Annotated in this window: 21 protein-coding genes and 1 pseudogene; 13 read left to right on the top strand and 9 right to left on the bottom strand. The window is 69.6% G+C overall.

Annotation, left to right across the window (positions count from 1 at the left end):
- Positions 1 to 70: 70 nt before the first annotated feature.
- The 5 genes and pseudogenes from V6S02_RS09095 (at position 71) to V6S02_RS09075 (ending at position 4,113) form a co-directional block, all read left to right on the top strand.
- Positions 71 to 1,261: a M24 family metallopeptidase gene (locus tag V6S02_RS09095; protein WP_336400577.1), complete on the top strand. Its 1,191-nt coding sequence runs from the start codon at positions 71 to 73 to the stop codon at positions 1,259 to 1,261.
- The gene (locus V6S02_RS09090; protein WP_336400576.1) at positions 1,258 to 2,136 is read left to right on the top strand and encodes an alpha/beta hydrolase; all 879 of its coding nucleotides are present in this window, start codon (positions 1,258 to 1,260) and stop codon (positions 2,134 to 2,136) included. The genes V6S02_RS09095 and V6S02_RS09090 overlap by 4 nt, the downstream gene beginning before the upstream one ends.
- A 33-nt stretch (positions 2,137 to 2,169) precedes the next feature.
- Positions 2,170 to 2,250, top strand: a pseudogene (locus V6S02_RS09085) (winged helix-turn-helix domain-containing protein); the annotation flags it as partial.
- Entirely contained in the window at positions 2,236 to 2,568 is a 333-nt protein-coding gene (locus V6S02_RS09080) for an Lrp/AsnC family transcriptional regulator (protein WP_336400575.1), read from the top strand. The pseudogene V6S02_RS09085 and the gene V6S02_RS09080, both read left to right, overlap by 15 nt.
- 153 nt (positions 2,569 to 2,721) lie before the next feature.
- The gene (locus V6S02_RS09075) at positions 2,722 to 4,113 is read left to right on the top strand and encodes an HNH endonuclease signature motif containing protein (RefSeq protein WP_336400574.1); all 1,392 of its coding nucleotides are present in this window, start codon (positions 2,722 to 2,724) and stop codon (positions 4,111 to 4,113) included.
- A gap of 39 nt (positions 4,114 to 4,152) precedes the next feature.
- Here V6S02_RS09075 and V6S02_RS09070 read toward each other — a convergent pair whose 3' ends face one another.
- Together V6S02_RS09070 and V6S02_RS09065 are read right to left on the bottom strand one after the other, a co-directional pair.
- On the bottom strand, positions 4,153 to 4,851 hold the full coding sequence (locus V6S02_RS09070; RefSeq protein ID WP_336400573.1) for a hypothetical protein: 699 nt from the start codon (positions 4,849 to 4,851) through the stop codon (positions 4,153 to 4,155).
- 1 nt (position 4,852) lies between these two features.
- Complete coding sequence (locus V6S02_RS09065; protein ID WP_336400572.1) at positions 4,853 to 5,959, bottom strand: class I SAM-dependent methyltransferase; 1,107 nt, start codon at positions 5,957 to 5,959, stop codon at positions 4,853 to 4,855.
- A 108-nt stretch (positions 5,960 to 6,067) separates the two neighbouring features.
- On the opposite strand from V6S02_RS09065, the gene V6S02_RS09060 reads away from it, so the two are divergent.
- Positions 6,068 to 6,532 carry a DUF3817 domain-containing protein gene (locus V6S02_RS09060; protein ID WP_336400571.1) on the top strand — a complete coding sequence of 155 codons (465 nt, stop codon included), beginning with the start codon at positions 6,068 to 6,070 and terminating at the stop codon, positions 6,530 to 6,532.
- A 24-nt stretch (positions 6,533 to 6,556) separates the two neighbouring features.
- Entirely contained in the window at positions 6,557 to 6,967 is a 411-nt protein-coding gene (locus V6S02_RS09055) for a DoxX family protein (protein ID WP_336400570.1), read from the top strand.
- Here the strand turns inward: V6S02_RS09055 and V6S02_RS09050 are convergent.
- On the bottom strand, positions 6,964 to 7,701 hold the full coding sequence (locus V6S02_RS09050) for an EI24 domain-containing protein (protein ID WP_336400569.1): 738 nt from the start codon (positions 7,699 to 7,701) through the stop codon (positions 6,964 to 6,966). The two genes, V6S02_RS09055 and V6S02_RS09050, sit on opposite strands and share 4 nt — an antisense overlap.
- A 56-nt stretch (positions 7,702 to 7,757) precedes the next feature.
- Between V6S02_RS09050 and nagA the strand changes: the two genes are divergently transcribed.
- From nagA to V6S02_RS09020, 6 genes are all read left to right on the top strand, one after another.
- On the top strand, positions 7,758 to 8,912 hold the full coding sequence (gene nagA, locus V6S02_RS09045; protein ID WP_336400568.1) for an N-acetylglucosamine-6-phosphate deacetylase: 1,155 nt from the start codon (positions 7,758 to 7,760) through the stop codon (positions 8,910 to 8,912).
- Positions 8,909 to 9,727 carry a hypothetical protein gene (locus V6S02_RS09040; RefSeq protein ID WP_336400567.1) on the top strand — a complete coding sequence of 273 codons (819 nt, stop codon included), beginning with the start codon at positions 8,909 to 8,911 and terminating at the stop codon, positions 9,725 to 9,727. The genes nagA and V6S02_RS09040 overlap by 4 nt, the downstream gene beginning before the upstream one ends.
- A gap of 111 nt (positions 9,728 to 9,838) precedes the next feature.
- A complete protein-coding gene (locus tag V6S02_RS09035) occupies positions 9,839 to 12,388 on the top strand; it encodes an ATP-dependent Clp protease ATP-binding subunit (RefSeq protein WP_336400566.1) in 2,550 nt (849 codons plus the stop codon).
- Between the two features lie 29 nt (positions 12,389 to 12,417).
- Positions 12,418 to 13,188 carry an LLM class flavin-dependent oxidoreductase gene (locus tag V6S02_RS09030; RefSeq protein ID WP_336400565.1) on the top strand — a complete coding sequence of 257 codons (771 nt, stop codon included), beginning with the start codon at positions 12,418 to 12,420 and terminating at the stop codon, positions 13,186 to 13,188.
- 33 nt (positions 13,189 to 13,221) lie between these two features.
- The gene (locus V6S02_RS09025) at positions 13,222 to 14,742 is read left to right on the top strand and encodes an ATP-dependent DNA ligase (RefSeq protein ID WP_336400564.1); all 1,521 of its coding nucleotides are present in this window, start codon (positions 13,222 to 13,224) and stop codon (positions 14,740 to 14,742) included.
- A 2-nt stretch (positions 14,743 to 14,744) separates the two neighbouring features.
- Positions 14,745 to 15,437 (top strand): NAD-dependent deacylase, encoded by a 693-nt coding sequence (locus V6S02_RS09020; RefSeq protein WP_336400563.1) that lies wholly within the window; start codon positions 14,745 to 14,747, stop codon positions 15,435 to 15,437.
- 39 nt (positions 15,438 to 15,476) lie between these two features.
- Here V6S02_RS09020 and V6S02_RS09015 read toward each other — a convergent pair whose 3' ends face one another.
- From V6S02_RS09015 to V6S02_RS08990, 6 genes are all read right to left on the bottom strand, one after another.
- Positions 15,477 to 16,748: a sugar ABC transporter permease gene (locus V6S02_RS09015; protein ID WP_124293670.1), complete on the bottom strand. Its 1,272-nt coding sequence runs from the start codon at positions 16,746 to 16,748 to the stop codon at positions 15,477 to 15,479.
- Complete coding sequence (locus V6S02_RS09010; RefSeq protein WP_124293669.1) at positions 16,745 to 17,557, bottom strand: ATP-binding cassette domain-containing protein; 813 nt, start codon at positions 17,555 to 17,557, stop codon at positions 16,745 to 16,747. The genes V6S02_RS09015 and V6S02_RS09010 overlap by 4 nt, the downstream gene beginning before the upstream one ends.
- A gap of 96 nt (positions 17,558 to 17,653) precedes the next feature.
- Entirely contained in the window at positions 17,654 to 18,736 is a 1,083-nt protein-coding gene (locus V6S02_RS09005; RefSeq protein ID WP_124293668.1) for a sugar ABC transporter substrate-binding protein, read from the bottom strand.
- 146 nt (positions 18,737 to 18,882) lie between these two features.
- Positions 18,883 to 20,064: a sugar ABC transporter permease gene (locus V6S02_RS09000; protein WP_336400562.1), complete on the bottom strand. Its 1,182-nt coding sequence runs from the start codon at positions 20,062 to 20,064 to the stop codon at positions 18,883 to 18,885.
- On the bottom strand, positions 20,061 to 20,936 hold the full coding sequence (locus V6S02_RS08995) for an ATP-binding cassette domain-containing protein (protein ID WP_336400561.1): 876 nt from the start codon (positions 20,934 to 20,936) through the stop codon (positions 20,061 to 20,063). Before V6S02_RS08995 ends, V6S02_RS09000 begins: the two co-directional genes overlap by 4 nt.
- A complete protein-coding gene (locus tag V6S02_RS08990; RefSeq protein WP_336400560.1) occupies positions 20,933 to 21,994 on the bottom strand; it encodes a sugar ABC transporter substrate-binding protein in 1,062 nt (353 codons plus the stop codon). The genes V6S02_RS08995 and V6S02_RS08990 overlap by 4 nt, the downstream gene beginning before the upstream one ends.
- Positions 21,995 to 21,998: the final 4 nt, after the last annotated feature.

Below are 21,998 nucleotides of genomic sequence, written 5' to 3'. Positions count from 1 at the left end.
CTACATCCGAACATCGAGCTTGCGACATTTGTCCTAACGGCGTGGCAGTCTCGATCCCGACGATAGGAGCATGATCAACGACGAAGCCGCCATCCCGTTCTCGCGAGCGGAGTACGCCGCCCGCCTGGACAGAGTAAGGACGCGCCTGCAGGAAAAGCGCGTGGACGTCGCAGTGCTCACGGCCCCGGACACGATCGCGTGGCTCACGGGTTATCGCAGCCGTTGGTACCGCCACCACACTTCAACTGCCTTTCCGCCTGTTCACGCGCTGGTTATCGACCTCAGAGACGATCGCCTCTTCCTGATCGACGCCGAGTATCACGAGGACCTTGCGCGTGGGTCCTCGGTGGTCACCGACTTCCGTCGCCCCGATGCTGTGTCGGCGACGGGCGAGCCCTCTCTCGACGAGTTCGTGGCCTTTCTTTTCGCACAGATCGGGCAGCTCGAGCATCAGAACATCGGAGTGGAACGATGGAGCTGCGTTCCGAGCCCGGCTGTTGCTTCCATCGTCGACCAGGGTCTCGTACGAGCCGGCGCGATGGTCTCCGATGTGAGCCTGACACTTCGCGCTGCGCGGAGGCTGAAGTCGGCGAGTGAGATCCAACTGATACGGCAGGCTCAGGCGGCGTGCGACGCGGGGATCGAGGCCATCGTCGCGTCCGCAACGCCTGACATGACCGAGCTCGAAGCGTGGGGCGTCTACTCGCTGGGGATGGCGCGCGCCGGCGGCGAGCCCGCAGCGCTACACGAGACCGTGGCCGCCGGGAGCGCGGTGTCCGACATCCATGCTCTCAGCGGTCGGCGCCGTCTCGGCAGCGCCCCCGTCGTGTACCCCGACATGGCAGCGGCCGTCCACGGCTACCACGCTCGCGCAACCCGACCCCTCGTGTTCGGGCCTGCGGACGACGAGACGGCTCGACTCGCCGAGATCGTCGCCGGCGTCTACGACGTGATCGAAGCAGTCGGCATGCCGGGGACCCCGTGGTCCGTGCTCGCAGACGCCGTGCGGCGATACAGCGACCATGCGGGAATCGACACCAGCGCCGGAGGATATGAACTGGGCTTGTCTGTTCCGCCCGCGGACTGGGTGGGGGAGTTCACCTGGGCTATCGAGGATCCGCCAGCCGGGATCGTCGAGGCAGGTCTTGTCACGAACCTGGAAATCTTCAACTCCGTGATCATGGTCGACACCATCGTCTTCCTCGAAGACGGCCCTCAGTTCCTCTCCCGCCTGCCACGGTCCGTCCTGGAGATCCGGTGAACCGCCCCTGGCGCGACGAGTGGCAGCTCAACCTGGACTCCGGCGCACACCTTCGGGTGCGTGAGTGGGGGAACCCCGAGGGCCCTCTTATCGTGTTCCATCACGGAACGCCCAGCAGCTCCGTTGCGGTGCCCGGAGGATGGGATGCAGCGGCACGAAACGACGCTCTCATCTGCAGCTTCGACCGCCCCGGCTACGGGGGCTCCCCGAGACAGGCCGGCCGAATGGTATCCAGCGCGGCTGGCTGGTCTGCGGCTGTCGCGGACGCGCTCGGGCGCTCCGAGTTCGCTGTAATTGGCACCTCCGGCGGCGGACCGCACGCCGCTGCCGCGGCGGCGGCGTTACCAGAACGGGTCACCGCGCTCGGCCTCATCGTCAGCCTTGGGCCGCTTCACATACCTCACGCGACGATCCCCGACATGATGGCGGAGACGGAGGACGAAATCGCGGCGTCTCGAGCCGGCGAACTCGCCCTGAGGCATTTGATCGATGACCTAGGTGGCGCCGACGACGCACTAGACCAGTGGATGGCCCTGCTGCCCGCCAGCGACCAGGAGGTGCTTGCCCGGACTGAGGTGCAGCATGAAGAGTCCGTCGAACATGCCGAGTGGTCGGCGAACGGCGTAGACGGCTGGGTCGATGACGACCTGGCGCTCTTCGCGACAGATTGGGGCTTCGACCCGTCCCACATCGGGACGCCGACATTCGTCCTGTACGGCGAGTCGGACGTCCTGGTTCCTCCCAGCCACGCCCGACTCTGGCAGTCGGTCGTCCCGGGCGCCCGCTGCGAGGGGATTCCCCACGGCGGACACTGGCTGCGCGACCATGAGCCGAGAGTGCTCGACTGGGTCGAAAGCCTCACCCCGCGGCGGTGACGCCCATCCATGAGTTCCTAACGCGACGGCGACCTCACCAACCGCGCCCTTGCCGAACGGCTCGGCTTGGCCGAGTCGACGTGTGCCCATCGGGTGCGCATGCTGCGCGCGCGGGGGGTGATCCGCGGATCGCAGGTGCGCTTGAGCGAGACGGCGCTGGGCTATCCCATCCAGGCTCTCATCCGCGTGCGACTGGGGAGTCACACGGCTTCTCGTGTTCGCGAACTGTTCGACGCGCTGTGTGAGATCCCGTCTGCGCTGCGTGTCTTCCACGTCGCCGGAGTGGACAACTTCCTCGTCCATGTAGCCGTGCGCGATCCCGAAGCGCTGCGGGACGTGGTGCTCGAGCACATCACCGTGCACCCCGTTGTGCGGGCGACCGAGACGCAGCTCCTCTTCGAGGTGCGCGATGGTCAGGGTCCTTCCATCTGAGCTGTCCAGCCTTCGACGAGCGTGCGCTTCTCGAGAGCCTTGTCGGGGGCTTCGCTCGATTGGAGCCCGAGTGCCTCATCAGGTCGAGATCGGTTCAACCTGGGGTTGAGAGTTTCGGGTCTAGATGTCGGAGGCTGGTGCCATCATTCATACATGTGTTCGAACCCGCGGCTCACCCTCCTCAGCGAGGAGGACCGAACTGAGCTGACGGGTGTGCTGACCCGGGTGGAGGCGGCGCAGGTAGCGCTGGCTGCCGCGGAGGCGGAGCAGACGCGTGCGTTGGCGGAGGCTGGGGCGTTCGCGGCGCGGCTGGCGGAGGGGTCATCCTCGGTGGTGCGGGACCGGGATATGGCGTTGCGGGGTGTGGCGGCGGAGATCGCTGCGGCGGTGCGGTTGTCGGATCGGTCGGTGCAACGCCAGATCGATAGTGCCTTCGCGTTGGTGAACGACTACCCCGCGACGGTGCACTGCTGGGAGAAAGGGCTGATCACCCGAGCGCATGTGGCGGTGGTGGAGGATGTCGGGCGACGCCTGCCGCCGGAGGTGAAGGGTGAGTTCGATCAGCTCGCGGCGGAGATCTGTCTCGACGAGACCCCGGGGCGTGCCCGTGCGGATCTGGAGATCCTCGCGGAACGGATGCACCCCCGGACACTGACCGAGCGGCATGCGGGGGCGTTCCGGGAGCGGAAGATCGTCCGCTACACGATCGGTGACGGGATGTCGGAGTTGCGGGCGGTGCAGTCCACGGTGCTGATCGAGGGGATCTTCCAACGCATCACCGACGAAGCCACCGCGGTCATCACCGCCCGAGAACCCGGGGCGGATCCTGACGTGCCGCCGGATACCCGGTCCATCGACGAGGTCCGCGCGGACGTGTTCGCCGACATGCTCCTCACCTCCACACCGAGCCTCAACCCGACCGGCTCTGGTGACCTACCGGGAGGGCTCGGGGCGATCACCGCGAAGGTGCAGGTCGTGATCCCCGTCATGGCTTTGATGGGGCAAAGCGACGTTCCGTGCGACCTCGCGGGGGTGGGGCCGATCGATGCCGAGACGGCGCGGTTGCTGGCGGGGAACAGTGACGGGGTGTGGGAGCGGCTGCTGACTCACCCGGTGACGGGGTTGACGATGGCGGTGGATCAGTACCGGCCGACCGGGGCGATGGTCCGGTTCCTGAAGGGTCGGGATAAGCACTGCCGGTGGCCGGGCTGCCGGATGCCCGCCCGCACCTGCGAGGTCGACCACAATCACGACGCCGCCCTGGGCGGGAGAACCGAGATCTGCAACCTGTCTTGCCTGTGCCAACGACACCACAGCATGAAACAGTTCACCGCCTGGAACGTCCGACAACTCGACGGTGGGGTCCTGGAGTGGACCTCCCCCGCAGGGCGGGTCTACACCGACAATCCACCCGGCCATGGGGTGCACTTCTCCCCAGAGGAGGACGTCCCCGACGACCTGTGGGTGAAATGGACCACCTTCACCGGAGAGTTTCGGATCACCGACGAACCCGCCGACGACCCCCGAGAACCGGCGCCGTTCTGACGTCCAGTCGGCCGGGCCGGCGGTCGGACTCGCGCTGTCTCACCGCCCCGCGATGAGACCGAAGCCCAGACACACGACGCCCGCGGCGGCCAGGACGACCGCATAGGTCCATCGGTAATCCAGATGGATGAGACGGTCGTAGGTGCGGGAGACGAAGGCGGCCGCGCCCGGCAGCCGCGACCACACTCCGGCGAGCAGGACGAACGGGGCGATGAGCGCCAGCAGGAAGACGGCGTACGCCAGGATCCGGGGAACGAGCTCGTCACTGATGCCCGCGGTCACGCGGCCCGTGGTGTACATGATCGGGAGGGTCGTGAATCCGACGATCGAGCAGCTGAGGCCGAGCCAGAAGTAGCTCCCCGAATGTGCACGGCTTTGCGTGGCGCGCGCGACCGCTGCTCGCCGGGGGACGCGGAGACGCCAGACCGCGACCCCGATCGCCGCGGCCAGGAAGACGGCTCCGGCGATGAGGTCGACTGTGCGGCTCAGCGCGAGGGCGTCGGCATCGCGCTCCGCGGCCGTGACGAGATTCGCCGGATTGAAGCTCTGCAGCGCCACGAAGAGGATCGTGGCGCCCGTTGCGAGGCCACCCACCATCCACCCCATCCGCGCCGCCACCTGGGTGTTGCGGGCCAGCATGTCGGCCGTCGCCCCGTACAGGGCGGGGTTCAGGCCGAGCGCCAGTCCGAGCCCGATCAGCGTCGACAGGGCGACCGCCCACCGGGCGATGTCGTGCATCTCAGCCGCTCCTGGACACGGTGACGGTGAACTTGGCGTTGCGGGCGACCTGACGGGTGGGGCCGACGAGGCGCTTGAGTGTCGATCGGTGGCGGAGGTGCGAGTTCCAGACGGTCCAGAGCTCGCCCTCCGGGGCGAGCACCCGAGCGGCGTCGGCGAACAGCCCGTGGGCGAGCCGCTCATGCACGGCCGCTCCGGTGTGGAACGGAGGGTTCAGCGCGATCAGGTCGGCCACGCCATCGGGGAGGGTCGACAGGCCGGCATCCTGAATGACCTCTACCCGATCGGCGACCCCGTTCGCGGCGGCGGTGGCGCGCGCTGAGGCGACGGCGGCCGCCGAGACATCCGACGCGTGAACCCGGAGACGGGGATGACGCCGTGCGAGCGTCGCGCCGACGATACCGTTTCCGCAGGCCAGGTCGACGACGAGCGCGTCATCCGAAATCCCGTTCGGAAGATTCTCCAGGAGGAGCCGGGTGCCGATGTCGAGGGAAGCGCCGGCGAAGACGCCGCCGAAGGCACAGACCTCGAGGTCGCCGACCCTCGCACGCTTCGGCTCGGGGTCGCGTCCGTCGTGGGGCTCGGCGGCGATGAGGACACGGGACTTCTGTCGCGCCGGGCTGACGTCCACACGCCCGAAGTACCGCCGCAGGACGTCGTTCATGGCCAGGGTCATGTGTTTGATGCGGCCGCCGGCGAAGACCCGCGCGTCGGGGTGAGCGTGCCTCGCGATGAGACCGGCGATGTCATCCAGCGCATCCAGGGAACGGGGGAGGCGCAGAAGGACGACCCTCGCGTCTCGCACGAGTTCAGCGGACAGCGGCAGGGAGCGAAAGACTCCCGGCATCTCCAGCGCCTCGGCGTTCGCAGCGAGAGCGCGTTCGCCGAGGAGAGAATCCTGATGCACCCTCAGGAACCACCCCGGCTGCGCTGACGCGAGGGTGAGCGCCCCGTAGGCATCGCCGATCACGACCATCTCGTCCGGCGCCGCATCACGGCGCGCCTCCTGGGACAGGTCCAGGAGCAGTCGATCGGCCGCGTCGACGGCCACGAGGTCCGGAGCCTCGACGTCAGGCCACCGCCGCAGCGCGTCGAAGGGGAACTCCACACCTCCACGCTAGGCGCCGTCGCGATCTCTTGACACCGACACGACCGGGGCGGCGCGTTCTGTGGGCTTCTCTAGGCTGGAAACCCCGTCCCTCGCTGAGGAGAACCCGTGTTCCGCACGCCCCTGACCCTCTTCCGCACCCTCGCCATCGCCGAGGCGGTGTCGTGGACCCTGTTGATCACCGGATTGATCCTCCGTGCGACCGCCGGTCTCGACATCGCGGTGACGATCGGCGGCGGCATCCACGGCTTCGTCTTCCTGGCTTACGGAGCGACGGCGGTACTCGTCTCCCTCAACCAGCGCTGGTCGCCGGGGCCGGCGATCGTCGCCGTCGGGAGCGCCGTGATCCCGTACGCCACCATCCCCACCGAGATCTGGCTGCAGCGCTCCGGCCGCCTGCGCGGATCGTGGCGGACCGAGGAGACGGCCGATCCCCGCGACCGCCGGATCCTCGACCGGATGCTGCGCTTCTTCCTTCGGCGCCCGTGGGTGCTCGCCCTGCTCATCGCGACCGCGGTCGTGCTGCTGTTCGTCGTGCTTCTCGTCGTCGGCCCGCCCGGAGGTCGGGAATGATCCTCGCGCGGTTAGGCTGACGGGATGTCGGACAGCTCGAGCCCCCTGCGCACCCTCGCCCGCTGGTCGCTGGCCGGCGCGATGGTGTTCGCCGGCGTCACCCACCTGTTCTGGGGACGCAAGGAGTTCCAGGCGCAGGTTCCCGACTGGACCACCCGGGGCACCGGGTTCGACAAGGATGACGTCGTCATCGTCTCGGGAGTGCTGGAGGTCATGCTCGGGGCGTCGCTCGTGCTGCTTCCGAAATCACGTCGCACGCTCGGGAACTACCTGGCGGCGTTCTTCGTGGCGATCTTCCCCGGCAACCTCGAGCAGTACCTGAAGAAGCGCGACGGCTTCGGTCTCGACAGCGACCGCAAGCGCCTGTTCCGTCTGTTCTTCCAGCCCGTTCTCGTCGCCTGGGCCCTGTGGTCCACGCGGGACGGCCGGCGCTAACCGCTCGCGTCCTCTCCGACGAGCGTCCGCGCGAGCATCGTCGCGCCTGCGGTCGCGGCCGGCATGACCGCCACGGCGCCCAGAGGCACGAGGAAGCACAGCTGGGTCGCGATCCCGAAGCCCCACACCCGGGGCCGGGCGCGGCGGAGCAGAGCGCGCCGCTCCCTGCGCGAGATGCCGCGTGCCGTCAACGCACGCGAGGTGAGTTCGTCGGCGAGGATCCAACCGGTGAGCACCGTACCGATGACCGCTCCCAGGACCGTGCCGACGACGGGGATGAAGCCGACGAGGGCCGCGCAGATCGCGATGAGGATACCGCGGCCGAGAAGTGAGAGCGCGTCTCCTGTGGATCGCCAGAAGCCGTAGTCCGCGCCGGGGATCTCTCCTGCCGCGCTCTTCTCCACCGAACGCCAGATGCGGTCGTAGAACGGCTCTCCGACGATGAGGGTCACGGCGGTGAAGGTCACGATCGCGATGATGCCCGCACCGCCGAGAAGCGCGGCGCTCACGGCGATGCGAACGACGCCGGTCCAGAACTCCGGCCATCCCGCCGCGAACGGCGTCAGCCATTCGGCGACTTCGGGAACCCAGGCGCCCAGGACGACCAGCGCGGTGATGAACACCACCGCGACGACGACGGCGGGGATGAGTCCGAGCGCCATCGCCGCGGGACGACGAGCCCACCACCCGAACCCGCGGAGGAGGAGCCCCACCCCGCGCCACAGTTCCGACATCCCGCTCCTTCCGGCCCTGTGAAGGATAGCGAGGCTCGGACGGATATCGTGGCGGAGTGAACGCGACCGGCACCACAGTCCTGCATTCGGCTCGACTGGTTTCAGGCGGTGAGATCACCGAGGACGCGTGGCTGCTGCTCGACGGCGACGTCGTCTCGGCGCGCGGTACCGGCGCCGACTGGCAGCGCCACGCGCCTGCGGAGGTCATCGATGCCTCGGGCCGCGTCCTCACCCCCGGATTCATCGACCTGCACTGTCACGGCGGAGGCGGAGCGGCCGTCGATGACGGCGCCGCCGCGATCGCACGGGTGTTGGACACCCACACCGCCCACGGCACGACACGCTCCGTGCTCTCCCTGGTGAGCGCCCGCATCGATACGCTCGCGTCGCGCCTCGCCGCGATCGTGGAGGCGAAAGCCCGCGATCCGCGCGTCCTCGGCGCGCACCTGGAAGGACCTTTCCTCCACCCCGACTTCCGGGGGGCCCACGATCCCGACGTGCTGCGTGATCCCGATCCCGAGACGGTGCGTCGCCTGCGGGATGCCGCGGGGAATGCACTCGTCCAGATCACCGTCGCCCCCGACCGACCTCACGCGCTCGAGGCGATCGAGACGTTCGCCGACGCGGGCGTCGTCGTGGCGGTGGGCCACACCGGCGCCGATCGTGCCCTGGCCGAGGCGGCGTTCGCTCGTGGCGCGAGGCTGCTCACCCATGCCTTCAACGCGATGCGCGGCATCCATCACCGGGCACCGGGCCCGGTGCTCGCCGCAGTGAACGCGTCGGGAATCGTTCTGGAGGTCATCCTCGACGGCAGCCACGTCGACCCCCTGGTCGTGCGGATGCTGTTCGATCTCGCCCCGGGGCGCATCGCGCTCGTGACCGACGCCATGGCCGCCGCGGGCGCGGCAGACGGCGACTACATCCTCGGCGACCTGGAGGTCACCGTGTCGGAGGGCATCGCGCGGTTGGCGGGCACGGAGACGATCGCCGGCTCCACCCTCACCCAGGACGCCGCTCTGCGCCGAGCCGTCGAACAGGTGGGACTCGACCTCCCCACAGCCGTCGCCGCCCTGACCGAGACCCCCGCGAGGGTCGTCGGGCGGCAGGACCGCTTGGGGCGTCTCGACCCCGGATTCGCCGCCGACGTCGTCCTCCTCAGCCCCGCGCTCGAGGTCGAGTCCGTGTGGTCGGCAGGACGGCGGTTCCGGTGACCCAGGTCGCGGCCGCGACATCCCTCGCCCGCACCTACCGGTACGTCCGGCTGGCGATCCTCGGGGCTGTGCTCGCCCTCCTCGTCTCCGTCGCCGCGGTCGCGATCGACGTCGGGACCGCACCGGAGTCGTTGAGCGCCGGCTTCTACACCCCTGCTCGGACGGTCTTCACCGGGTCGCTCTTCGCCGTGTCGCTCGCCCTCCTCGCCCTATCGGGGCGGAGCGTGCCCCAGGCTCTGCTCGATGTCGCCGCGGTCCTGGCCCCCCTCATCGCCATCATCCCGACCCCTGTGGGTGGCGTCGTGCCCGCCGCCGTGCACGCCGACGTCGTCAACGGTCTCATCACGTTCGCGATCGTGGGGGTGGTCGCGCTCGTCGCCACGCTCTTCGTCGCCCGCGCCCAGCGGACCCTCACCCGTGGCGTGCTGACCACGGCCGGCGCCGCGGGCGGGCTCATCGTCGGGTTCCCCCTGTGGTCGGCCGTGGATCAGGAGAGTCTGCTCCGTTTCGGCCATCTGGCGGCGACCCTGGCCTTCTTCGCCCTCATCGCCGCTGTCGCCGGGTGGACCGCCTGGGCGCCGACCTCCTCCCGGCCGGCCGCCCGCGCGATCTACGGAACGATCGCCGTGGGAATCCTCGCCGCGATCGGCTTCCTCTTCGTCGTCTTCCTCCTGAGCGTCGCCGATCCGCGAGGGGCGGCCACCGGCATCCCGCTCGTCCTCATCGGCGAGGTCGTGCTCCTCCTGCTGTTCTCGGCGTTCTGGATCGTCGAAACGGCTCAGACGTGGAACGATCCGGATCCGACTTTTCGGTGACGGCGGTGGGAATAGTCGCCATCACGTCGCGTTGAAGTTGATACGTGTCTGCTCAAGTTCCCGTACCGGGATCTCCGAGCAGGCTTCGCATCACCCTTCACGGAGACTGACATGCCCGAAGACTTCCCCCAGACCGGTGACGGTCAGAGCGCGTTCGACGAGTTCCTCGCTCGCTACCTCGCGGGCGAGCGGGCTCGCGCGGAGCGTTCGATCGACCTCAGCCGCTTCCTGAGCGCCCGAACCCAGGAGATGCTGCAGCGTTCCGGCCGCTACGCCCTCGAGCGCGGGCAGCGCGAACTCGACGCCCTGCACGTGCTCCGCGTGCTGGTCCAGCACGCCCCGGCACGCGATGCGGTGGCGCGGATCGGCTCCGATCCCGACGCGATCGCCCGCGCGGCCGAACAGCGGCTCCCCGCCGCGTCGACGGCCGCCGACGTCGACGGCGCCGTGATCACTCCGTCGGTGCAGCGCGCCCTCTTCCACGCCTTCCAGGTCGCACGCTCCTCAGGCTCGACCTACGTCGACCCCGAGCACCTGTTCTTCGCCCTCGTCCTCGCGCAGGACACACCGGCCGGGCAGATCCTCGCCCAGGCGGGCGTCACCGCCGAGGCGCTCACCCAGAGCGTGCGCGAGACGGTCACCCCCGGCGGAACGAGCGCCGAAGAGAGAGCGGACGCCGCGGCATCCGATTCCCCCATGCTCGACCGTTTCGGCACCGACCTCACGGCCCGTGCCCGCGACGGACTGCTCGACCCGGTGATCGGGCGCGAAGACGAGATCGAGCAGACGATCGAGATCCTCAGCCGCCGCACGAAGAACAACCCCGTGCTCGTCGGCGAGGCCGGCGTCGGCAAGACCGCGATCGTCGAGGGCCTGGCCCAGGCGATCGTGGCGGGCGACGTTCCCGAGCAGCTGCGCGACAAGCGCGTGATCGCCCTCGACCTGCCCGCGATGCTCGCCGGCACGCGCTACCGGGGCGACTTCGAGGAGCGCCTCACCCACACGATGGACGAGATCGCCGCGCGCTCGAACCAGCTCATCGTCTTCATCGACGAGGTGCACACCGTCGTGGGCGCCGGGGGCGGCGGCGAGGGTGCGATGGACGCCGGCAACATCCTGAAGCCCCGGCTCGCGCGCGGCGACCTTCATCTCGTGGGTGCGACGACGCTGAAGGAGTACCGCACGATCGAGAAGGACCCCGCCCTGGAGCGCCGTTTCCAGCCGGTGAGGGTGGGCGAGCCGTCGCTCATCGATGCCGTCGAGATCCTCCGCGGCCTCCGTGGCGCCTATGAGGAGCACCACGGGGTCACCTACACCGACGACGCACTGCGTGCCGCCGTCGAACTCAGCGACCGGTATCTCACCGACCGGGTTCTTCCCGACAAGGCGATCGATCTCATCGACCAGGCAGGGGCACGGCTCCGGCTGCGCCTGGGGTCGAAGGTCGACACCCGGGAGCTCCTGGAGCGTCTCGCCACGCTCGAGGCCGACAAGAATGCCGCGGTCACCGCGGAGCGCTACGAGGAGGCGTCTCAGATCCGCGACGAGATCGCCGCGGTGCAGGAGCGCCTGCGTGTGGCGACCGAGGCCGGCGCGAAGGCGGGTGCGGCGGTGGTGGACGAACCCGAGATCGCCGCGGTGATCAGCCGCGCCACGGGCATCCCCGCTCAGCGTCTGACCGAGACCGAGCGTGAGCGCCTGGCGGTGCTGGAGAGCGAGCTGCACGCGCGGGTGATCGGACAGGATGACGCGGTGACCGCCGTCGCCAAGGCGGTGCGGCGGAGCCGCACCGGAATGGGGGACAGCCGCCGTCCCGTCGGTTCGTTCCTCTTCCTCGGCCCGACAGGGGTGGGCAAGACCGAGCTGGCGAAGGCCCTGGCGGCCTCCCTGTTCGATGACGACGGCGCCGTCATCCGCTTCGACATGAGCGAATTCGGCGAGCGGCACACGGTGTCGCGCCTGGTCGGTGCCCCTCCCGGATACGTCGGATACGACGAGGCGGGGCAGCTCACCGAGCGCGTGCGGCGCAACCCGTACTCGATCGTGCTCTTCGACGAGATCGAGAAGGCCCACCCCGACGTGTTCAACCTGCTGCTGCAGGTGCTCGACGATGGCCGCCTCACCGACGGTCAGGGACGAACGGTCGACTTCCGCAACACCGTGGTCGTGATGACCTCGAACATCGGGAGCGAATTCCTCGCCTCGCGCTCGGGTGCCATCGGCTTCATCGCCGACGGCGGCGGAGCCACCGGTTTCGGCTCGGACAAGGATCTCCGCGACCGTGTGATGGGGCGTCTGCGCGACGCCATGCGACCGGAGTTCCTCAACCGCATCGACGAGATCGTGCTCTTCCGCAAGCTCGAGAAGGAGCAGCTGGAGCAGATCGTCGGACTCATGCTCGGGGCGACCCGTGCACGGCTGAGCGCCCGCGAGGTGTCGCTCGAGATCGATGACTCGGCGATCGCATGGCTCGCCGAGAACGGCTACGAGCCCGAGTACGGGGCGCGTCCCCTGCGCCGGCTCATCCAACGCGAGGTCGACGACCGCATCGCCGACCTGTTCGTGTCGGGAGCGCTCAGCGACGGCGGAGCGGTGAGGCTCGACGCCGCCGACGGGATGCTGCGGGTCGCCGCCGGAGCGACGGTCGCCGCTGCAGCCTGACGCTGGTTCCGATGGGGCATGCTGAGGACATGGCATGCTCCATCGGAATCGCCGCCGCCGTCGGGCCCGCGTTCGCTCGCACGATCGCCCCGGTCGTCGAACGAGCCGGGTTCACCACCCTGTGGGTGAATGACACCCCGGGTCACGACGCACTCGAGGTGCTCGCCGCCGTCGCCGAGGTCACCGACACCCTGGGGCTCGCCACCGGCGTCATCCCGGTGGACCGGCGTCCGGGAGAGGAGATCGCCGGGCAGGTGAGGGCGCTCGAACTCCCCGCCGCGCGTCTCACCCTGGGAATCGGGTCCGGGGGCCTCCGACGCGGCGCCCTCGATGCGGTCCGCACCGCGATCATCCGGCTGCGGGAGGGGACCGGCGCGCGCATCGTCGTCGGCGCCCTCGGACCGCGGATGCGCGACCTGGGCGCGACGACGGGGGACGGCGTGCTCCTCAGCTGGCTGAGTCCCGCACTCGCGGCCGCACAGGCGGCCGAGGCGCACCGCGCCCAGGACGGCGCGCACGCGGCGCTGTATGTCCGCGCCGCCCTCGACGTCGACGCGCTGCCGCGGCTGGAGGCGGAGCGCGACGCCTACGCCGAATATCCCGCCTACGCGGCGAACTTCGCGCGACTGGGTCTGGCGCCCTCCGACACCGTCCTCACTCCCGACACCGCCGCGCTGCGGCTGCCGGACTACCTCGACGCCGTCGACGAGGTGGTGCTGCGGATGATGCTGACAGATCCGGGCGACAGCGTCGCGGCTGCGCGGTTCATCGAACGGGCGGCGGAGATCCGTGCCCGCTGACCGGTGTCGCACCCCCGTGGCAGAATCGCGCCCATGCTCCTGAGAGAGGTGGTCGAGGCCACCGAGGTCGTCTCGCAGACGGCGTCGAGGAAGGCGAAGGTGGTGGTGCTCGCCGAGACGCTTCGCGGCCTCGAGCCGCAGGAGGTCTCGATCACCGTGGGGCTGCTGTTGGCGAAGCCTCGACAGGGTCGGCTGGGTGTCGGGTGGCGCACGCTCTCCGCCGAGCGTGAGCACGCGCCCCACGCCACGCTGTCCGTCCTCGACGTCGACGCGGCCTTCGAGCGCCTGGCCGTCGCCGCCGGAACAGGCTCTGCGGCACGGCGGCAGGCAGAGCTCGATGCCCTCGCGCAGGCCGCGACGGCGAGGGAGTGGGACTTCCTGACCCGCGTCATCCTCGGCGAGCTCCGCACGGGGGCCCTCGAGGGCGTGCTCCTCGACGCGGTCGCCCTCGCAGCCGATCGTCCGCTCGCATCCGTGCGTCGGGCGGCCATGTTGTCGGGAGACCTCGGCGAGGCGGCGTCGGTGGCCCTCTTCGGCGGCGCCGACGCGCTCGACGAGGTCGGGCTCATCGTCGGCCGCGCCGTCCTGCCGATGCTCGCGGCGACGGCGGCCAGCGCGGGCGAGGCGGTGTCGGCGACCGGGGACTCATCGGTGGAGTACAAGCTGGACGGCGCCCGCATCCAGGTGCATCGTCACGGCGACGACATTCGCGTCTTCACCCGCACCCTGGCCGATGTGACCCATCGCCTCCCCGAGATCGTCGAGGCCGTCCGGGCACTGCCGGTGAGCGCGGCGATCTTCGACGGGGAGACCCTCGCCCTCGATGAGGACGGCGCCCCCCGGGCCTTCCAGGAGACGATGTCGCGGTTCGGATCCGAGGCTGCCACCGCGGTGGCGCTGCGCCCGTGGTTCTTCGACCTGCTGCACCTCGACGGCCGCGACCTGATCGATCAGCCCTTGCACGTGCGACAGGAAGAACTGGATCGCGTGGCAGGGGAGTGGCGCATTCCCGCGGTGCGCACGGCTGATCCCGAAGTCGCGGAAGAGACCGCCCGCGCCGCCCTCGCCGCCGGGCACGAGGGCGTGATGGTCAAAGCCATCGACTCCGCCTACCAGGCGGGCCGTCGAGGGAAGAGCTGGCTCAAGGTCAAGCCCGTGCTCACCTTCGACCTGGTCGTCCTCGCCGTGGAGGAGGGATCGGGGAGACGGACCGGGTTGCTCTCGAACCTGCACCTGGGTGCTCGCGACCCCGACGGTGCGTTCGGGCCGCCCGGCGGGTTCGTGATGGTCGGGAAGACCTTCAAAGGCCTGACCGACAGGCTCCTGGCCTGGCAGACCGCCCACTTCCCGACGATCGCGACCTCCCGGAGCCCGCACGCCGTCCACGTCCGACCCGAAACGGTCGTCGAGATCGCCATCGACGGTGTGCAGCGTTCGACGCGCTATCCCGGCGGCGTCGCGCTCCGCTTCGCACGGGTCAAGGGGTATCGACCCGACAAGTCCGCGGCGGAGGCCGACACCATCGACGCGCTGCGCTCGCTTCTGCGGGGCTGACCGTGCGCGTCGTCGTCCTCACCGGTGCGGGGATCTCCGCCGAGAGCGGTGTGCCGACCTTCCGCGATGCCGACGGACTGTGGGAGGGGCACCGGGTGGAGGACGTCGCGACGCCGGAGGGGTTCGAGCGCGATCCCGACACCGTGCTGCGCTTCTATGACGCGCGTCGGCGGGCCGTGGCATCCGCTCTGCCTCATGCGGGCCATCGCGCCCTGACCGAGCTGGAGGCGGCGATCGGCGATGACCTGCTCGTCGTCACGCAGAACGTCGACGACCTGCACGAGCGCGCCGGCACAAGGCGGCTGGTGCACATGCACGGCACCCTCGCGAACGCGTTGTGCACTGCGTGCGGGGAGGTGTCGGTCATCGTCGACGACCTCGAGGGCCGACCGGCGTGTCCGGCGTGCGGAGCGTCTGCGCTTCGCCCCGACGTCGTGTGGTTCGGCGAGATGCCCTACGAGCTCGACCGGATCGAGCGGGCGCTCGTCACCGCGGACGTGTTCGTGTCGATCGGGACCTCGGGGAGTGTCTACCCGGCCGCGGGATACGTGGCCTTCGCCTCGGCGCTGGGTGCCCGCACCGTGGAGCTCAACCTCGTGCCGAGCGACGCGGCTGTTCCCTTCGACGAGGTCCGCGCCGGGCCCGCGTCGCAGGTGGTGCCCGCGTGGGTGTCGGAGGTGCTGACGAAGGGGTGAGTGCGCCCGGACGCGTGCCGGGGCGCACTCACCCCGCAGTCAGATCCGTATGCCTCCCGACCGGAGGCGCGAGAGCGCATCGACCGTGGCGGCGAGGATCAGCACACCGCCGGTGACGAGCAGGTTGACGCCGGCGGGCAGGTTCAGCAGCCCCAGGCCGTTCGTGATGACGGCGATGACGAGCGCACCGATGGCCGCGTGGACCAGGCGCCCGCGTCCGCCGAAGAGGCTGACGCCACCCACGACCGCCGCCGCGACGCCGCTCAGCACGATGTCTCGACCGACCGTAGCGTCCACCGAGCCGACACGGGTCACCGCGAGAAGGGCCGAGGCCACGGCGAGACTCGAGCAGATGACGAAGGCCCACCACTTGACCCAGCGCACCTTCACGCCCGAGCGACGTGCCGCCTCGGCGTTGCCGCCGATGGCGTAGATGTAGCGGCCGAACTTCGTGCGGTCGAGCACCAGCGTCCCGATCCACAGGATCGTCAGCACGACGGGGACGATGATCGGCACGCCCTCGACCGCCACGACCGACTGGCCGCGGTTCTGGTTGAGGACGTACACCACGACCCCGCCGATGACGGCGATGGCGGCGAGCTTGATCCACACCAGCGACAGCGCCCGGTTGGGCACGCCCGCCCGGGTGCGCCGATTGCGGTCCCAGAAGCTCGTCGCGGCGGAGATGAGGAGCATGACCAGCAGCATCACCCAGCCTCCCCACACCGGCAGGTTGCCGTTCTGCAGGGCGAGGAGTTCGGGGACTTCGACGCGGTAGAGGCCGCCGGGTCCGATGACCGTCAGGGCGAGACCCTGGAATCCCAGGAACAGACCCAGCGTCACCACGAACGAGGGTATGCCCACCCTCGCGACGAAGAATCCGATGAACGCGCCCGTGAGGAAGCCGAAGGCGAATCCGATGAGGAGCGCCAGCGGCCAGGGAATGCCGAACTGGGCCGTGAGCACGACGAACAGCGCCATGCCGACGCCGCCGGTCACACCGGCCGACAGGTCGATCTCGCCGAGCAGCAGCACGAAGACGAGCGCCATGCCGAGGACCACCAGGGTTGCGGCCTGGTTGAGGAGATTGGCGAAGTTGCGCTCGGTGAGGAAGAAGGGGCTGAGTGCGCTGAAGAGGATGCCGAGGACGACGAGGCCGCCGATCGCGGGAAGCGCGCCCATGTCGCCGCCGCGGACGCGCTGGAGCCAGGCTCTCACCTGGTCCATCAGGCCGCCCTCGACGCCGCTGCCGATCAGATCGCTGGTCACCGGGTCGGGTGCAGCCTCGGTTCGGGTCGCGTTGCTGCTCATTCGGCTCCTCCCGTGCTGAGGGTGGTGGTGTCGATGATCTCGACCCCGTTGGTCTTGGTACCGGTGATATAGCCGACCACGTCGTCACGCGTGGTCTCACCGGTGGGGATCTGCGCCACCATCTGACCGAGGTAGAGCACGGCGATGTCGTCGGCGACCGCGAACACATCGGCCAGGTTGTGGCTGATGAGGATGACGGCGACACCCTGCTGTGCGAGGCGCTGAACGAGATTCAGCACCTGTTCGGTCTGGGCGACCCCGAGCGCTGCCGTCGGCTCGTCGAGGATGACCACGCGGGCCTTCTTCAGGACCGCACGAGCGATGGCCACGGTCTGCCGCTGCCCACCGGACAGGGAAGAGACCTTCTGGCGCACGGATTTGACGGTGCGCACCGACAGGGAGCGCAGGGTGTCGGAGGCGTCCTTCTCCATCCGCCCCTCGTCGAACATGCCGAAGGTGAGCTCCTCGCGCCCGAGGAACATGTTCTGGACGATGTCGAGGTTGTCGCACAGCGCGAGGTCTTGGTAGACGACTTCGATGCCGAGGCCCGAAGCGTCCCGCGGGGCGACGAGATCGCGATGCTGGCCGTCGATGAGGACCTCGCCCTCGTCATAGGGCTGCACACCGGCGAGCCCCTTGATGAGGGTGGACTTGCCGGCGCCGTTGTCGCCGACCAGAGCGGTCACCTTGCCGGGGTAGACCTTGAGATTCACGCCCTTGAGGACGCTGACGGGGCCGAAGGACTTCTTGACCCCGACGAGTTCGATGATGGGTTCCAGGGCGGTGGGGGTGTGGATGGTGTCTGTCATGCTCGCTTCCTTGCGACCGGGTGGAGGGGCGCGGCGGGGGCGCCACGGCGCGGTGCCGTGGCGCCCCCGGTTCGGCGCGTTGTCACGCGCGGGGCATCACTCGGTGACGCCGAACTCCTCGCACGCGGCCATCACGTCGGGGGTGCAGACGTCGTCGTAGGAGGCGTCGCCGGCGGCGATGACGTCCTTGACTTCGTTCGGACCGACGAGGACCGGCGTGACCTGGATGTAGGGCGTGCCGTCTTCGAGCTCGGCCTCGGCGGTGACCTCTTCGCCGTTGAGCAGCGCCACGGCGAGCTCGACGGCCGCGTCGGCCTCATCCTTCACCGGCTTGTAGACCGTGGCGGTCTGCCAGCCGAGGAGGATGTTCTGCAGGCCCGCGACGTTGGCGTCCTGACCGGAGACGGCGACACCTTCGAGGTTGTTGTCCTGCAGCACCTTGATGACGCCGGCGGCGTTGGTGTCGTTGGCCGCCCAGACGCCGTCGACCTGACCGCCGAGCGAGGTGAGGGCCTGCTCGAAGTTGGTCTGCGACTCAGCCTGGTCCCAGACCCCCGGGGGCTCGGCAGCCGGGGTGATGCCGGCGGCCTCCATGACCTCCACGGCGCCGGACTTGAACATCGCGGCATTGCCGTCGGTGGGGTCTCCGCCCATGTAGACGACGGTCGCGGTGGCGGGGTCCTTGCCGGCGGCTTCGAGGCCGTCGAGCACCGTCTGGCCCTGCAGACGCCCGACCTCCATGTTGTCGAACGAGACGTAGTAGTCGGCGCCCTCGAAGGGACGGTCGTACGCGATCACCGGGATGCCCTCAGCCGTGGCGTTCGCAGCGACGGCCTCAGCCGCACCCTGGTAATCCACGAGCAGCATGACACCGCAGCCCTGGGTGAGCTGCTGGTCGGCGATCGTCGAGTAGGTGTTGGTGTTGCCCTGCGCGTTCTGGATGTCGACCTCGAAGCCGGCTGCCTCCAGGCCCTCCTGCAGGTACTTGCGGTCGAAGTTCTCCCAGCGGGGCGAGGATGCCGCGTCGGGGAGGATGACGCAGGCCCGGCCCGCGGCGTCACCGCCGCCGGTCTCGCCACCGCCACCGCCGCTGTCGCCGCCGGTCGAGCTGGAACAGCCCGCCAGCAGCATCACGGCTGCGCCGGCCACCGCCGCGGCCGAAAGGAAGGATTTCTTCATTGTTCACCTTTCATCGTCGAATGGTGAGCGCGACGCCCCCATTGGGCCGCTCACGAGACTGATCATCCCGAGTGGCCACCCTTGGCGTCAAGTAGTGAACGTAACGCTTTCGCAACGGCGCTCATGCGTTCGGTCCCTGAAGGCAGTTACCGGCCGGTGGCCTCCCGGGTCCGTCGTGAGAGGGAGTCGATGATCACGGCGATGACGAGTACGAGGCCGGTGATCATGTAGTGCACCGACGAGTCCAGGGTCAACAGCGTCAAGCCCGAGGAGATCGACTGGATCACGATGATGCCGAGGAGTGCGGAATACGCGGTGCCGCGTCCGCCGAACAGGCTCGCCCCGCCGATGACCGCGGCGGCGATCGCATTCAGGTTCGTGTCCCCGCCGCCGGAACTCTGGCTCACCGCGGCGAGCCGGGCCGCAGCGAGGATGCCGCCGATGGCGGCGAGACTGGAGCACAGGGCGAACACCGTGACGTAGATGCGTCCGACGCGGATCCCCGCGCGCCGCGCGGCCTCCTTCGACCCGCCGACGGCGTACACCGCGCGGCCCCATCGCGTCTGCTGCAGCACGATGTCGATGACGACGACCAGGGCGAGGAAGAACAGGAACATCACCCCGACGCCGCGCGAGAGGTTGAGGTACCAGGTTGCACCGGCGAGGAAGACACCGAGGATGATCGTCCGCACGGCGATCTCGCGGTAGCTCTGGCTGTCGAGGTTCGCCTGCACGCGCCGCTGGGCGCGGCGGACGCGCGAGAGAGCGTAGCCGGCGACGGCGAGGCCGACGAGCACGTAGGAGAGCCAGGCGGGAAGGAACAGCTGCTGCGCGAAGACCACCAGCCACGAGTCGAAGGGCAGGTTGATCGATCCGGTCTCGCCGAGCACCCACAGCTGCAGGCCGAGGAACCCCAGGAGTCCCGCCAGGGTGATGACGAAGCTCGGCAGGGCGAACCGGGTCAGCAGCAGTCCGTACCCGGCGCCGATCGCCGCCCCCGCAGCGACGGCGGCGACGATCGCGAGGATCAGATCCCACTGCATCTGCACGAACGTCACGGCGAGGATCGCGGCGGCCAGTCCGGAGACCGACCCGACGGAGAGATCGATCTCACCGACGAGCAGGACGAGCACCACTCCCAGCGCGATGGTGCCGATGGCGGCGCACTGCATCGTGAGGTTGACGAGGTTCTGGCTCGAGAGGAACGACGGATTCAGCGACTGGAACACCGACCAGATGACGACCACCCCGACGATGACGGGGAGTGCACCCAGGTCGCCCTCCCGAACGCGAGCGGCGACGCGCGAGAACGTGTCGGCGGCGGTCATCCGTCGAGGTCCTGCGTGCGCGGACGTCGGCGGGGGCGGTCGGTGGGGAGGGGGATGATGCGACCGGGCGTCGCCTGCTCGGGCGCCGGCGCGGGGGGCGCCGGCGCGTCGGCGGTGGCCCCGGTGATGGCGGCGATGAGGGTCTCGGTCGTGATGTCGGCGACGTCGTACTCGCCGTTGTTCCGGCCGAGGCGCAAGACGACCGCGCGGTCGGCGACGGCCATCACGTCGGCCATGTTGTGGCTGATCAGGATGACGCCGTGCCCGCGTTCGCGCAGCCGCTCGATGAGGTTCAGCACTTCGGCGGTCTGCGCCACACCGAGTGCCGCCGTCGGCTCGTCGAGGATCACCACGCGCGGGTCGCCGATCAGCGATCGGGCGATCGCGACGGTCTGGCGCTGACCACCCGACAGCGAGGCGACCGGCACCCGCACCGAGGGGAGCTTCGCGGCGAGCTCGCGCAGCAGCGTCCAGGTGCGCTGCTCCATCTCGACCTCGTTCAGGCGTCGTCCCGAGACGAGTTCTCGACCGAGCCACAGGTTGGCGACGACATCGAGGTTGTCGCACAGGGCGAGGTCCTGGAAGATCGTGGCGATTCCCAGCTCCTGCGCGTCGGCGGGGCTGCTGAGGCGCACGGGTGCGCCGTCGAACTCGATCACACCGGCGTCGGCGGTGTACACGCCGGCGAGGATCTTCACCAGCGTCGACTTGCCGGCGCCGTTGTCGCCGACGAGGGCGACGACCTCGCCCTCGTCGACCCAGAAGTCCACATCGCTGAGGGCGCGCACGGCGCCGAACCGCTTGCCGATGCCGTGCATCGTCAGCACGCGCTCCCGGGGGCGGGGCTTGGGCGCCGTCATGCCGCCGGTCATCGCAGTCCCGCCTGCTCGCAGGCTGCGGCGTACTCGGCGGTGCAGATGTCGTCGATCGTCCAGAACCCGTCGGCGACCACGGTGTCGGCGATGTTGTCGACCGTCACCGCGACCGGGTCGAGGAGCGTCGTCGGCGTCCCTTCGATCTCCAGAGGTGCACTGACCTCCTCGCCGCGCAGCAGCGCGACCGCCACATCGGCGGCGCGCTCGGCCTGGGGGCGGATGGCCTTGTACACCGTCATGAACTGATCGCCGGTGAGGATCCGCTGAATGGCGGTCAGCTCGGCATCCTGGCCGGTCACGATCGGGAACGGCGTGACGTTGCCGGCGCGCAGCGCCGCCACCGCGCCCCCGGCGGTGGCGTCGTTGGCCGCATAGACCGCGGCGATGCGATCACCGAACTGGGCGAGCTGCCCGGCGACCCACTCCTGCGCGAGATCGGGGCTCCATTCGGGTGTGTCGAAGGACGACAGCACGGTCAGCCCGGCGTCATCGATGACCTCCAGGGCGCCGGACTTGAACAGCGCGGCATTGCTGTCGGTCGGCGAGCCGTTCACCATCAGGATGCCTCTCTGCTCCGTCTCGGGTTCAACGCCGGCCAGGGCCTCGGTGAGCGCGGCCGCCTGGAGCTGGCCCACCTTCTCGTTGTCGAACGAGACATAGTAAGCCAGATCGCCCCCCGCGACGAGTCGGTCGTAGGAGATCACCGGAACCCCCTGCGCATTGGCCTCCCGCACGATCGTGACGGCGGCGTTGGCGTCGACCGGGTCGAGCACCAGAACCCCGGCGCCCCCGGTGAGCGCGGCCTCCGCCTGCTGCTGCTGCTTGGCGGCATCCTGGTCGGCATTGGAGTACAGCACTCGGAAGTCACCGAGCTCTTCCACACGCTGTTCGAAGTACGGGCGGTCGAAGGTCTCGTATCGGGCGGTCTTGGCGTCGGGAAGCAGGAGCGCGATCGTCCCCTCCTCGCCCTCCGTCGGCGACGCGCAGCCCGCTGATCCCAGCACGACCATCGTCGCGAGGAGGGCCGCGGCGGCGCGGCGGAGAGCGGAGGTCATCGGC

Source organism: Microbacterium sp. CCNWLW134, assembly GCF_037083565.1.
Classification (GTDB): Bacteria; Actinomycetota; Actinomycetes; order Actinomycetales; family Microbacteriaceae; genus Microbacterium.
Note: the sequence above shows the minus strand (reverse complement) of the source record. Positions and strands in the feature narration are given on the sequence as shown.

Bases quoted from the DNA above. Each gene is read 5' to 3' on its own strand.
- V6S02_RS09095 (WP_336400577.1), top strand. From the start codon at position 71: ATGATCAACGACGAAGCCGCCATCCCGTTCTCGCGAGCGGAGTACGCC.
- V6S02_RS09080 (WP_336400575.1), top strand. From the start codon at position 2,236: ATGCTGCGCGCGCGGGGGGTGATCCGCGGATCGCAGGTGCGCTTGAGC.
- V6S02_RS09075 (WP_336400574.1), top strand. From the start codon at position 2,722: ATGTGTTCGAACCCGCGGCTCACCCTCCTCAGCGAGGAGGACCGAACT.
- V6S02_RS09070 (WP_336400573.1), bottom strand. From the start codon at position 4,851: ATGCACGACATCGCCCGGTGGGCGGTCGCCCTGTCGACGCTGATCGGG.
- V6S02_RS09055 (WP_336400570.1), top strand. From the start codon at position 6,557: ATGTCGGACAGCTCGAGCCCCCTGCGCACCCTCGCCCGCTGGTCGCTG.
- V6S02_RS09050 (WP_336400569.1), bottom strand. From the start codon at position 7,701: ATGTCGGAACTGTGGCGCGGGGTGGGGCTCCTCCTCCGCGGGTTCGGG.
- V6S02_RS09035 (WP_336400566.1), top strand. From the start codon at position 9,839: ATGCCCGAAGACTTCCCCCAGACCGGTGACGGTCAGAGCGCGTTCGAC.
- V6S02_RS09030 (WP_336400565.1), top strand. From the start codon at position 12,418: ATGGCATGCTCCATCGGAATCGCCGCCGCCGTCGGGCCCGCGTTCGCT.
- V6S02_RS09025 (WP_336400564.1), top strand. From the start codon at position 13,222: ATGCTCCTGAGAGAGGTGGTCGAGGCCACCGAGGTCGTCTCGCAGACG.
- V6S02_RS09015 (WP_124293670.1), bottom strand. From the start codon at position 16,748: ATGAGCAGCAACGCGACCCGAACCGAGGCTGCACCCGACCCGGTGACC.
- V6S02_RS09010 (WP_124293669.1), bottom strand. From the start codon at position 17,557: ATGACAGACACCATCCACACCCCCACCGCCCTGGAACCCATCATCGAA.
- V6S02_RS09005 (WP_124293668.1), bottom strand. From the start codon at position 18,736: ATGAAGAAATCCTTCCTTTCGGCCGCGGCGGTGGCCGGCGCAGCCGTG.
- V6S02_RS09000 (WP_336400562.1), bottom strand. From the start codon at position 20,064: ATGACCGCCGCCGACACGTTCTCGCGCGTCGCCGCTCGCGTTCGGGAG.
- V6S02_RS08995 (WP_336400561.1), bottom strand. From the start codon at position 20,936: ATGACCGGCGGCATGACGGCGCCCAAGCCCCGCCCCCGGGAGCGCGTG.
- V6S02_RS08990 (WP_336400560.1), bottom strand. From the start codon at position 21,994: ATGACCTCCGCTCTCCGCCGCGCCGCCGCGGCCCTCCTCGCGACGATG.